The 12,988-nt window shown below is 50.9% G+C and carries 7 protein-coding genes; all 7 read right to left on the bottom strand.

The annotated features are described in order from the left end of the window. Positions 1-6: 6 nt before the first annotated feature. The 7 genes from ACTQ1O_RS07265 to ACTQ1O_RS07235 all read right to left on the bottom strand — a co-directional run bounded on the left by ACTQ1O_RS07265 (position 7) and on the right by ACTQ1O_RS07235 (position 12,959). Positions 7-984: a hypothetical protein gene (locus ACTQ1O_RS07265; protein ID WP_441486703.1), complete on the bottom strand. Its 978-nt coding sequence runs from the start codon at positions 982-984 to the stop codon at positions 7-9. A 650-nt stretch (positions 985-1,634) separates the two neighbouring features. After that, complete coding sequence (locus ACTQ1O_RS07260; RefSeq protein ID WP_441486702.1) at positions 1,635-2,498, bottom strand: sigma-70 family RNA polymerase sigma factor; 864 nt, start codon at positions 2,496-2,498, stop codon at positions 1,635-1,637. A gap of 321 nt (positions 2,499-2,819) precedes the next feature. Beyond that, complete coding sequence (locus ACTQ1O_RS07255; RefSeq protein ID WP_441476351.1) at positions 2,820-3,263, bottom strand: Hsp20/alpha crystallin family protein; 444 nt, start codon at positions 3,261-3,263, stop codon at positions 2,820-2,822. Between the two features lie 487 nt (positions 3,264-3,750). Continuing rightward, a complete protein-coding gene (locus ACTQ1O_RS07250; protein ID WP_441486701.1) occupies positions 3,751-5,331 on the bottom strand; it encodes a glucose-6-phosphate isomerase in 1,581 nt (526 codons plus the stop codon). Positions 5,332-5,739: 408 nt separating this feature from the next. Further along, complete coding sequence (locus tag ACTQ1O_RS07245) at positions 5,740-9,549, bottom strand: chemotaxis protein CheB (RefSeq protein WP_441486700.1); 3,810 nt, start codon at positions 9,547-9,549, stop codon at positions 5,740-5,742. A gap of 676 nt (positions 9,550-10,225) precedes the next feature. After that, entirely contained in the window at positions 10,226-11,383 is a 1,158-nt protein-coding gene (locus ACTQ1O_RS07240) for a sugar ABC transporter permease (RefSeq protein ID WP_441475815.1), read from the bottom strand. Positions 11,384-11,420: 37 nt separating this feature from the next. Next, positions 11,421-12,959, bottom strand: a complete 1,539-nt coding sequence (locus ACTQ1O_RS07235; protein WP_441486699.1) for an ATP-binding cassette domain-containing protein — start codon at positions 12,957-12,959, stop codon at positions 11,421-11,423. Positions 12,960-12,988 lie beyond the last annotated feature (29 nt).

Here is a 12,988-nt window from a genome sequence, read left to right as displayed (position 1 = left end):
GATTTCTCACATTCTCCAGCTCGATATGATCTCAAGCACAATCCCGTTCTGAAGTTTTTCCTCCGCCTCCGGCACCTCTCCGGGCCCGATCCGCCGGATGCCCGCAGTCATCGTATGTTCCGGCGAATCAAATTCCGTATACATCTCAATGGGATACAGCGACATCACATTCATCAGGCTGCAGATCTCACCCGCCAGTTCTCTTCCACGGACATAAGCGACCGTTCCACGGGAGGAGGCAGTGTCGATCCTGCACTCCGGCTTGATGCCGTATAATTCCTGATCCTCCGGGCTCCCGTTACAGTCCCGAAACAGACAGGCACTGAAGACGACCTTCTCGTCGGTCCCGCACCAGTACTCTGGAATATCCTCCTCGGTCAGCCTCACCGCTCGATATTCAACCGATGCGTCCCGCGACGCCCGATATAAATCCCACGCTTTTGCCGGAAGCAGTTGATGAGACCGCAGAAACTCACCAATCGCACCTGCTTTCTCCTCGGAATCCATCAAAGCTACCGGGCAGCATCCGAGGATATCCCCGTTGGTGTCACGGAGCGCAGCGTAGAGACGATATACTTCATTCTCCCGCTCGTCATTCTCCCAGGTTTCCTCATTCAAACGCCTAAGCTTCGCGTTCAGCTTCCGGATCGCACGGGGAATATTGTTGTCCTGAAGAACAGACTCCCGAATGAATTCCCGGTAATCATGCCCTGTTCTTTCAAATCCCGAAAGCGGACGATAACCGATCACATACTGCCGCACCTCCGAATAGGAATCCTCCGAGATCCAGGCACTGTAAGACCGTGCCAAATCCGCTTCCCGAATGCTTTCCTCAACGGTGATAACATAATCTCCATACATAAAATAGTGATTTTCTACCCTTACTCCGACCTTGTCCAGTGAGATCTCCTCCAGACCATCGTAGCTTCCATGTCTCTTCCCATATTGACACAGTGCATGCCTGCATCCCCAAAAATCATCCATCGCCCGTTCCTCTCAGCTTCTTCTTCATCATTCCCCGGAGTGGAAGCCCCGTAAACTCAACAGTTAGTTACGCCTGTCACCCGGAGAATCCGCTCAGCAGACTCTGCAAGCCGCGCGTGTATCCCGGAAGATCCGCTCAGCAGGCTGTATATTCGCGCGTCACTTCAGGAAAATACCATCTGTCCCTGATATCGGATCTGATCTTACTATACATTTTTTCTGTCGATTTCTCAACACCAGGCCCTCCAACCGCAGTAAGAATGCGGAAGGAAAATCAAGCTGCCAAAAGCAAGATTGCCCCGAATACTGGAAGGCTCCGCTTTGCAGGTCTCTCAAATTGAAATTGATAAAGTTTATATTTTCTTTAGACAGCCACCACATTTTAATCACAACTTCCACGTATATTTTTACTCAGATAGTTGATTAACCACTCACTATCTCCCCCTCATTTAAAAAAGAAAGGGAGAATGTCCCACGCGGCATTCTCCTTTTCTTTTTTATTCTGTGTTTATTCTGTTTTTCCTGTGTTATCTTCTGGTTTTTCTGTGTGATGCTCTGTTTTTCTGTGCTATGTTCTGTTTTTATTTTCTCACATTTTGCTCTGTCTCGTGACGCAATTCTCCGCCTTACTTCTGCTTCAGAAATTCTTCTTACGACTCCGCATCCTTCAGCTTCAGCATGGTCTTTGGCGCGCGGAGCTTCCGGATCGCTTTTGCCTCGATCTGACGCACCCGTTCTCTTGTGACTCCCAGCTGCTTTCCGATTTCATCCAGCGTCTGCACCTCATTTCCATCCAGTCCGAACCTGCGCTTAAGGACATATTGTTCCCGGTCAGACAAAGTGCCTACGATCTCATCCAGACGATTATAGATGTCCGACTGCACCACGGCGTCCTCCACGGAAAGGTGATCATCCCCGGTCACCATATCGCCCAGTTCCGTCTCGCCATCGTCGCCGACCGGATTGTTCAGGGAAGGCATTGTGAAAAAATCCTGCTTCAGAGACAGATAGTACGCCGCCTTTTCCTCCGGAATCTTCATCTCCTTTGCGACCATTGCCCTGCGTTTGTCCGGATCATCCACCCCCTCCTGAGAGAGCCTGCTGTCGATCGCAGATGCCTTCGATACCGCCGAGAACACATGCACCGGAATCCGGACCGAAAATCCCGATTCCATGATTCCCCGGACGATCGACTGGCGAATCCAGAAAGTCGCGTAAGTGCTGAAAGACGCACCCTTCTCCGGATCGTACTTCTCCGCCGCATGCAGAAGACCCGTAAGTCCCATGTTCTCAATGTCCTCAAAATCCAGGTCATTGCCATAATACTTGTGATACGACCAGGCATATTTATCTACCAGTTTTCTGTTCTTCTCACAGAGTTCCTCCTGGGCAGACACATCACCCTTTTGGATCCTGCGGCACAGCTCCGTGTTCTCCCGGTTCATCTTCTCCAGACTCTCCGTCAGCAGCTTCTCTTCCTTTCGATTATCCGTGAAATCTCTGTCCTCTCCCATATCCTTTTCTCCCTGATTTCATCCCGAAACACACGCTTAAAAAACATACCTTATCATTACCCTGAGTTTTTATTGCTGTTTTATCGTTACCCGGTGCTTTTATAGCCCTGCGTTATATTATGTCTCTGTATTTTTATTATAACCCCATATACACCGTGAACGGGAGACGTAAAAATGCAGCAGAGAAATTTCCCTCTGCTGCACCTCTTTATTATCCGCCGAATACCATATACGCTGTGGTTCTGATACCTGCGAACGATCAGCCTCCCGGCTGATCATCCGATGTAATGACAGAATACACAGCCAGAATTCCATCGGCCGTTATTCAATTGCAATGGTCTTCTTCTCCGGAACCGCCTTCTTATCTTCCTTCTTCGGAACTGTAATTTTCAGAACACCGTTCTCGAATTTTGCTCCGATGTCCTCTTCCTTGACGCCTTCACCTACATAGAAGCTTCTTGCCATACTGCCTGCGTAACGCTCCTGTCTGATCAGCTTGCCTTCTTTATCTTTCTCTTCTTTGCCGAGGCCCTTCTGAGCGGCAATATTCAGATAGCCATCATTGAGTGTCAGCGCAATATCTTCTTTCTTACATCCCGGAAGATCTACGTCCAGTTCATAATGATCCTTCTGATCCTTAATATCTGTCTTCATGAGATTTTTTGCATGACGCCCGAACACCGGATTTCTTTTTCCGAAGAATTCATCGTCAAAATCATCCATCATATCTTCCATATCCTCTCCGAACAAACTTGGTAAATACATCATAAGTCATACCTCCTTTTACCATAAAAGCATGTCCGGATGTCGTCTCAAGCACCCTGCATGTAACTTCTGAGCCTTTCTCTAATGCTCTTTTCGTTTTCCGATTTGCTCCGGGTCTCTGTATCCGTGGCCCTTCAGCTCATCTTATGTAACCCTTTCTTGTTACGATTATGTAATAGCACCATTTGTTAGCCATGTCAAGTGTCGAGTGCTAATTTTCTGTTCTTTCTGATCAAAATATTTAAAAAGATCCCGGAATCCGCGTTCTTTTCCAGTGCGAAAAAGGTTCCGCAGCTTCACGCTGCAGAACCTTTCTGTAAAAAAATACTATTCCCCGTTCCCTCCACTGTCTCACAGTTTCCAGAACGTCTGAGATATAAAAATCACCGTATACAGACAATGCGTTCTCAGCTATCAAGAAGATCACTGTATACAGACGCTGCAATCTCAGATATCGAGAAGATCACTGTATACAGACGCTGCAATCTCAGATATTGAGAAGATCACTGTACACAGACAGTGCGCCCTCTGTATCGTGGGCGAGTACCCGTTTTGCCAGAACCTTTCCAAGCTGTACGCCTTCCTGGTCGAAGCTGTTCACATTCCACAGGAAGCCCTGGAACATAACCTTGTTCTCAAAATGTGCCAGCAGAGCACCGAGCGTCTTCGGGCAGAGCTGATCGCCGATGATGATGCTCGACGGACGGCCGCCCTCAAAGTTCTTGTTCAGGTTGTCATCCTTCTTGCCGCAGGCAAAGGCCACGATCTGTGCAGCGACATTCGCGCAGAGCTTCTGCTGGCTTGTGCTTCCCTGAATCTCCACATCCGTGCCGATCTGGCTGCTGCGGAATCCGACAAACTGAAGCGGAATGATCGTCTTGCCCTGATGCAGGAGCTGATAGAAGGAATGCTGACCGTTCGTTCCCGGCTCTCCGAAGATGATCGGCCCGGTCACATAGGAGACAGGCTCTCCGAAACGGTTGACGGATTTGCCGTTCGACTCCATATCAAGCTGCTGAAGATGCGCCGGGAATCTGGAAAGTGCCTGGGAATACGGCAGAACCGCCGTAGCCGGAAGCCCGAGCACATTGCGCTCGTATACGCCGATCAGCGCATCCAGCATCGCCGCGTTCTTCCGTGGATCCTTCTCTGTCGCAAGCTTATCCTCGGCTGCCGCGCCCTCAAGAAAATCCGCAAAGACTTCCGGACCAAACGCAAGAGACAGAACAGCGCCGCCTACCGCGGAGGTGGAGGAATAACGTCCGCCGATGTAATCATCCATATAGAACGCATCCAGATAATCGTCGCTCTTTGCCAGCGGAGATGTCTCGGAGGTAACGGCGATCATATGCTTCGCCGGATCCAGGCCCTGCTTCTTCAGTGCGTCCATGACGAAGGACTGGTTGGTCAGTGTCTCCAGAGTCGTACCGGATTTGGATACCAGGATGAAGATCGCATGTGCCACATCTGTGGAAGCCAGAACCGCTGCTGCGTCATCCGGATCTACGTTGCTGATGAACTTTGCTTCCATCTTGAAGTTTCCGGTCTTCTTCGCCCAGTTCTCCAGGGCAATGTACATGGCGCGCGGGCCAAGATCGCTTCCGCCGATACCGATCTGTACCGCCGTGGTAAACTTCTCGCCCTTCTCATTTGTGATTTCTCCCGCATGTACCTTGTTCGCGAAATCTGCGATTCTCTTCTGCTGCTCCACATAAAAAGCTCTCTTGTCGACACCGTCCGCTGCAACGGCATCTCCGAGCTGTCCTCTGGTCAGATGATGGAGAACCAGTCTCTTCTCTCCTGTATTGATTACCTCTCCGTTATAGAGGGCTTTATACTTTTCCGTCAGCTGCGCCTCATCCGCCAGCTTCACAAGGACATCCAGCACCCTGCTGTCCACAGCCTTTGCCGCGTAATTGTAGGAAAGGCCTTCCGCCATCGGAATGCTGCAGCTCTTCACACGCTGCGCTCCGCTTTCACCAGACATAACCTCTGCGAGGTTCACCTTTTCTACCTTCTGCAGCTCCCCATAAGAAGCAAGCTCATCAAGATTCTTCCAGTTGATCATTTCTGATTCCTCCTTGAAAAAACAGATAAAACGCGCTTCGCGGATTCTGTCCCGCTGTCTCAGCGCCTGCCGCACACGGCCGCAAGCCGGCCGGATGCATCTCCCTGTTCGCGTTAACCTTTATGCGGGCTATGCCCGCGTCTCAGCCTTTATACGGATCATGCCCGCGTCACAATCTTTATACGGATCATGTCTGCGTCTCAATATGCATAAAGGCATTGCCACTATCATAACATAACGCCCGAAACGAAACAATTGCCAACTTGACTGCTCCGCACATCCATGTTAAATGAATCTGCGGCACTCTGCTCCGGCCATTCCCAAATGAGCTGCCATTACCCTGCTCCGGCCATTTGCAAATGAGCTTACACATTTCTGCTCCGATGGGTCTCAAGGTCACCACATGAATTACCGGTCCTTTATCATCTCACGCTCCAGAACGCGGAACAGTTCTCCGGTGTCGATCGGCTTCGCCACTCTCGCGTTCATTCCGTTCTCGTAGCACTCCTCATCTGCACGGTCGTAAACATCCGCCGACAGCGCGATGATCGGGATCTTCTGTGCCCATCCATTCTTCAGTTCCCGGATCTTGCGGGCGCATTCAAAGCCGTCCATCACAGGCATCCGTAGATCCATGAGCACAACGTCATATTTCGGACCGTTCTTCAGAGACGCCTTGAATTTCTCAAGCGCATTTCTGCCGTTCTCCGCATGATCCGCCACCAGCCCGTTCCACTCCAGAATGTGCATGATGACCTCCGCGTTGATCTGATTGTCCTCAACCACAAGCACCCGTTTTCCCTTCAGGTTCCTGATATCGTAGTCCTTCTTCTCCGCCCGGCGCATCAGCTTCCTCTGGTCCTCGCTCGCGACATCATAGGCAAGCTTCACGGTGAATTCCGTGCCCTTTCCTACCTCGGACCTGCATTCAATCGTTCCCCCAAGGAGGTTGATCAGCCTGCGGCTGATGAACAGACCCAGACCTGTTCCCTCCCGGTTCCTTGACTGAGCTGCACTGTCCTGCTCGAACGGCAGATACATCTTCGGCAGGAATTCCCTGCTGATTCCGATTCCGGTATCCTTGATCCGGTAGGTGTGCTCCACCCGTCCCTCTGCGAGATAAACGACATCTACCACGAGTGAGACGTCTCCGCCCTTCTCGGTAAATTTGACTGCATTTCCCAGAAGGTTCACCAGAATTCTAGCGACATGATCAACGTCCATCATGATCACTTCGTTCCTGCAGTTGCTGATCTCAAAGTGATAATGGATTCCGGCGCTCCTGGCCTTTTCCTCGATGATCGTGTTCACCTCTTCGAAGACTTCCTTCTCATGCACCACATCATATTCGCTGACTACCTTTCCGGCATCCAGCTTGCTCGTCTCAAGCACCTCGTTGATCAGACTCAGAAGATACCGGCCAGAACTCTGCATCTTCTCCAGATTCTCACGGACGGGATCCGACATTTTCTCCTTTGTGAGCGTCAGCTCCAGAAGGCCCAGAATCGTCGTAAGCGGTGTCCTCATATCGTGGCTCATTCGGGACAGGAAGTTTTCCTTCTCCTGACTCGTTTTCGCGGCAATCCGCAGTGCTTCGCTGATTTCTTCGAGCTGCTGCTCGTCGTTGATCTGCTTGGTGAGATCCACAAACGTAATGACCAGTCCTCTGAGATTTTTCTTCTGTTCCCGGTCCTTTCCCGCGTTCCGCTTGTTCTTCTCGGTATTACCCTTCAGATTCTCCGTCTCGGAACCCGGATCATCCTCCTGCTCCTTCGACACACGGTACGGCGCGATGCGGATCAGATAGGTCTTTCCGGTCACAGATGTCGTCTCACATTCCACGGTTTCCATGGTATTCAGAACCTTCCGGGACAGATCCATCAGGTTGATGGAGGAAAAATTGTACGCGATGTACTGCAGCGATCTTCCGACATCCTGCTCCGCCACGTTGAATTCCGAGGCGATATATTCCGTGAACTTGCGGATATTCATATCCCGATCCACCATCATGATTCCGATCAGCGTGGTGGACAGGAAATTTGCCATATCGTTATTGACGGCCGCGATCTCGGATACCTTGGACTGATACTCCGAGTTCACGGTATACAGCTCTTCATTTACCGACTGCAGCTCTTCATTTGAGCTCTGAAGTTCCTCGTTCGAGGTCAGAAGCTCCTCATTCGCGGCCTGCAGCTCCGCGTTCACGGACTCGAGCTCCATCACAGTCTGATGAAGACTGTCCTGGGTAACCCGCAGATCCTTCTCCAGATCCGAGATCCGGTTCGCCGCCGCGGTGTCGATATCATATTTTTCCACAGGTCCCGTGACCTTCCGGTCCGAGCGGATGAAGGCGACCGCCGTGTAGCCGGTTTTCGCCCCGGTCTTGTCCGTTACCGGAAGCGCTACAACCGTGATATTCTCAGGTTCCTTATCCAGCTTTACCGGTATGTGGTCATAGGCCACCCGCTTTCCGGTAACCCGCGCCTTTTTCAGCGCGGTCGAAAAGGCGATCTTCAGATCCTGCCGCAGCAGGAGAAAAATATCGAGCGTCGCGGTTCCCGCGGGAATCGTGAGAAATCTGCTGCAGTCTCCGTAGGAATGTTTCAGCTCATTGTTCGTATCGACCACGACGCAGGCCGGCATCAGAGCCTCCAGGACTCTCGTGTCCAGCTCCCGGCCCGGGTACTCGGCGCCGCTCTTTCCATGACTGCGGATGTTGTCCGGCAATTCCAGATTATCCTCCACCCCCTGCATCGAGTACGGGATTCTCGCATGGGAGGGCTTTCTGCCGGCGGCGTTGTGTATGAAGATCTTCTCGTTGGAGCAGACGGTCCGGAAGACATCCGAATACTCCCCCACCGATTCCGATTTTCCCAGGAACAGGTATCCTCCGTCATTCAGCGCGATGTGAAAGATCGAGAACAGGTTTTTCTGAAGAACCGACTGGAAATAGATCAGCAGATTCCGGCAGCTGATCAGATTCAGCCTGCCGAAGGGCGGATCCTGAAATACATTGTGCTGTGCGAACACAATCATCGTCCGGATATCGTGATTCACCACATACTTTGAGCCCTTCCTTGTAAAAAAGCGGCTCAGACGGCTGACGCTGACATCCTCGATAATATTCTCTCCGTACACACCCCTTCCTGCGAAGGTGATCGAATCCGCATCCAGATCTGTGGCAAATATCTTCACATCTCTGCGAAGATTCAGCTCCTCCATGACCTCCGCAAAGAGGATTGCGATGGAATACGCCTCCTCACCGGTGGAACAGCCCGCCACCCACACACGGATCTGATCTGACTTCTTCCCGTTCTGCACGATGTCCTTGATCACCCGCTGCTTCAGCACCTCGAAGAACTCGGGATCCCGAAAGAAGGAGGTAACACCGATCAGCACCTCCTTGGCGAGCGTTTTTGCCTCATCCTGATTCTCCTGCAGATACTGGACATAGCTCTGAAGGTTCCTGCAGTGCGTTACCACGATCCGCCTCTCGATCCGGCGAAGGATCGTCGTCTGCTTGTAATAGGTGTAATTCGTGTTCGTGACGCTCTTCAGAATCGAGAATACCTGCGACATCAGATCTCCGTCCGTCAGCTGCATCTTCCCGTTGGACAGATTGATCGAGGAGGAGATATGTGCCATCTCCTTCGCGATTGCGTCCGGTCCCAGAATCAGGTCCACGAACCCCGTCGCAATGGCATTTCTTGGCATGCCGTCAAATTTTGCCGTCTCCGGATTCTGCACGATGATCATGCCGTTCTGCTCCTTGATCGACCGGATGCCGTTGGTTCCGTCCGATCCGGTGCCCGACAGGATCACCGCGACTGCCCGGTTCTCATACGCAATTGCCAGCGACCGGAAGAAAATATCAATCGGATGGTTGATCAGGGCATGATTGTACTCCTTCAGATGCAGAACGTCTGAAGTAATTTCAATATTATATTTCGGAGGCAGCAGATAGATGTTGTTCCTCTTTACCTGCATACCGTCTCTGGCTTCCTGCACCGGAAGCGCGGAATACTTGCTCAGAATCTCCCCGAGCAGACTCTTGTGATCCGGCGACAGATGCTGGATGATGACAAATGCCATGCCGGTATCCTTCGGAAGAAATGTCAGAAACTGCTGAAGCGCCTCCAGACCGCCCGCCGAGGCACCGATGCCTACCACACAGCTCGGCTGGACCTCCATTGGAATTTTCATATCATCAATATCCATGCGCACCTCCCTCAGACTGCGCGAAAGAATTCATTTTCTCATGAACGTTCTGCGCAAAAAAACGGCAGACTCTTATGTTTTTATATTACATCATTTTCCGGGTATTGTCTCGACATTTCAAACTGTCCCTCCGGAAATAAACCGCCATGGGCCGAGACGGGGCGGCGCAACGTGTATAAGCTGCGGATTGCTCCGTGCTGCGCATGTGGGCAGCGCAACGTGTATAAGTCCCCGCGTCACTTCGCTGCTTCGCAGCTTTCGTGCCGCTAACAGGTATGAGCATTCTCGCGGTGTTTCACACCGCTCCATGCGCCGCAAGCAGGACGGCGCAACGTGTATAAGCTGCGGATTGCTCCGTGCTACGCACTCTCGCAATCCTGCAGGTATAACCACTTTCGTGCCGCTTACGCGTCACTTCGTGCTTATACCTGTTGCCTTCGAAATCGCATCCAGTCTCTTACGCGCGCTTCGCGTGCGACGAGTCCTGTCTGCGTTTTCGAAGAGCTTATACACTAAAAATGCTCTAAGTGATTTTTTCCTGAATCATGACAAAACTCATGATGGAAAAGTCACTTAGAGCACATGACACCTGTCTTGTTAAAGAAGAGTTATGCTTTTAAAAACATTATAATTTTAGAAGCTATATGATTTTAAAAGCTTTATAATTTTAGAAGCTTTATGATTTTCCTGTCTTGTGGTTGGATACAACATCGAAGATAACTGCCGCGAGGAGTACTGCTCCCTTGACGATGTACTGGTACTGATCCGGAAGACCCAGGATGGACATACCCATGTTGATGACGCCGAGGAGGATGGCTCCGACCATGACTCCCGGAACTGTTCCGGATCCGCCGTATGCGGAAGCGCCGCCGATGAAGCAGGATGCGATGGCATCCATCTCATAGGAGTTGCCCATGTTGCCGTCTACCGATCCGATTCTCGCTCCGACCAGAAGTCCGGAGAGACCTGCGAGTATAGACATCAGGAAGTATGCCCAGAAGTATACCTTCCGGGGATCAATACCGGAGAGCTTGGTGGCCTTCTCATTTCCGCCGACTGCGTAGAAGTAACGGCCGAACACGGTCTGGCTTGTAAGGAACGCGAAAATAACGACAACCGCCAAAATCCACAGAACCATCACCGGAATTCCCTTGTATCCCATCAGACGGCTGCTGTATGCAATAATCAATACATCAAATACTACGATACGGATAATCGTTGCACGAATGGTTGCCACCTGATATCCTTCTTTGGCCTTTTTCGCGCGGTTCGTAATCATGAAGATCGTAAGCGCGATCGAAATAATAATTCCGACAATCAATGCGGAAATACACTTCTTGTTGCTGTCAACGCCGGGAATCTGAATGTAGGATGTGAACAGATTCAGGAATCCGGGGTTCATGATTGCGATGGTCTTCGAATCCAAAATGACACGCGCGATTCCGCGGAACAGGAACATGCCTGCCAGCGTGCAGATGAACGGCGGGATATGAATATATCCGATGAGCCATCCCTGCCACAGACCAATGACTGCGGCAATTACCATAGAAATCAGAATCGCGAGTCCGGGAGCCGCGCCGAGATCCAGCATCTTGGCTGCTGCCGCCGCGGAGAGGCAGAGTGTAGAACCTACGGAAAGGTCTACGTTACCGCCGGTCAGGATACACAAAAGCATACCGCAGGCCATGATCAGGACGTAGGCGTTCTGCAGAAGCAGGTTGGAAATATTCTGTGAGTAGATCAGCCGTCCGCCGGTCAGGGCTGTGAAGAAAATAAATACGATGACCAGAGCGAAGACCATGGTGTATTTTTTCAAGAATGCACTAACTTTCATTTGATAGCCTCCATAACGATAGAATTGCGATATGATATCATTTCTTGTCCTTGAGGATCGCGCTCATAATCTTCTCCTGCGTAACCTCATCAGCAGAAAACTCTCCCGCCATTTTTCCTTCATTCATGACATAGATCCGGTCGCACATACCCAGAAGCTCCGGAAGCTCAGAGGAAATCATAATGACAGCCTTTCCCTGTGAGACCATATCGTTGATGATCTGATAAATCTCATACTTCGCGCCGACATCGATGCCTCGCGTCGGCTCATCCAGAATCAGGACATCCGGCTCCGCAAACATCCACTTCGCAAGCAGCACCTTCTGCTGATTGCCTCCCGACAGATTTCCGACATTCTGCTGAATGCTGGGCGTCTTTGTATGCATGGCCTTTACATAAATTTCCGCCTGCTTATTCTCCTCGGGCACATTTACGATTCCGCGTTTGGAAGAAATTTTATCCATGCGCGCAAGCGTGGTATTCCTCGCAATCGTCTCCGAAAGTATCAGTCCGTTTGTCTTCCGGTCCTCCGTCGCGTAGGCAAGTCCGTGCGCGATCGCATCGGCTTCATTTTTCAGATGGACCTCCTTGCCGTTAATAAATTCCTGTCCGGATATGTGCGATCCGTAGCTTCTTCCGAACAGCGACATCGCCAGCTCTGTACGGCCCGCGCCCTGAAGTCCCGAGAAGCCCACGACCTCGCCCCTGTGAACCTCAAAGCTGATGTGATCATCCATGCACTTCTCCGTATACACCGGGTGATATACCGTCCAGTCCTTGCAGGCAAAAATCACTTCTTTACTGATCTTATGTTCTCTTGCCGGATACCGGTCTGTCAGTTCCCTTCCAACCATTCCCTTGATGATCCGGTCCTCATCGATATTGTGATCCGGATTCGGAATCGTCTCGATTGTCTGGCCGTCACGAAGAACCGTGATATTATCCGCGCAATAGGCAACCTCATTGAGTTTGTGTGTGATAATGATGGACGAAATTCCCTGCTTCTTAAAGCCGAGGATCATGTCCAGAAGCATTTTGGAATCTTCCTCATTCAGCGAGGATGTCGGCTCATCAAGAACCAGCAGCTTACAGTTCTTGGAAAGTGCCTTCGCGATTTCCACCAGCTGCTGCTTACCGGTACCGATATCCTTGATCAACGTATGGGAGGACTCTTTCAATCCAACCCGCTTCATGGCATCCTGCGCTTCCTGGAACGTTCTGTCCCAGTCAATGACTCCGGATTTCTTCCGGCGCTCATTTCCCATGAACATATTCTCGGCGATCGTAAGCTCCGGAATCAGAGCCAGCTCCTGATGCACGACTGCAATTCCGAGCTTTTCGGATTCCTTAATATTGTGGAACCTGCAGACACTCCCGTTATAAACGACATCCCCTGTATACTGTCCAAACGGAATGGTCCCTGCAAGTACATTCATCAGCGTAGATTTCCCGGCGCCGTTTTCGCCGACAAGCGCGTGGATCTCTCCGCGTTCCACTTTGAAATTGACATGATTCAGAGCTTTGACACCAGGATACTCTTTGACGATGTCTTTCATTTCAAGAATTATGTCTGCCAAGTGAATACCTCCTGTGCAATCTGTTTCTT

Origin of the sequence: Bilifractor sp. LCP21S3_A7 (assembly GCF_052118825.1) — a bacterium.
GTDB lineage: Bacteria > Bacillota > Clostridia > Lachnospirales > Lachnospiraceae > Bilifractor.
The sequence above is the reverse complement of the archived record's forward strand: the minus strand, read 5'-3'. Positions and strand labels throughout refer to the sequence as shown.

Bases quoted from the DNA above. Each gene is read 5' to 3' on its own strand.
- ACTQ1O_RS07265 (WP_441486703.1), bottom strand. From the start codon at position 984: ATGGATGATTTTTGGGGATGCAGGCATGCACTGTGTCAATATGGGAAG.
- ACTQ1O_RS07260 (WP_441486702.1), bottom strand. From the start codon at position 2,498: ATGGGAGAGGACAGAGATTTCACGGATAATCGAAAGGAAGAGAAGCTG.
- ACTQ1O_RS07255 (WP_441476351.1), bottom strand. From the start codon at position 3,263: ATGTATTTACCAAGTTTGTTCGGAGAGGATATGGAAGATATGATGGAT.
- ACTQ1O_RS07250 (WP_441486701.1), bottom strand. From the start codon at position 5,331: ATGATCAACTGGAAGAATCTTGATGAGCTTGCTTCTTATGGGGAGCTG.
- ACTQ1O_RS07245 (WP_441486700.1), bottom strand. From the start codon at position 9,549: ATGGATATTGATGATATGAAAATTCCAATGGAGGTCCAGCCGAGCTGT.
- ACTQ1O_RS07240 (WP_441475815.1), bottom strand. From the start codon at position 11,383: ATGAAAGTTAGTGCATTCTTGAAAAAATACACCATGGTCTTCGCTCTG.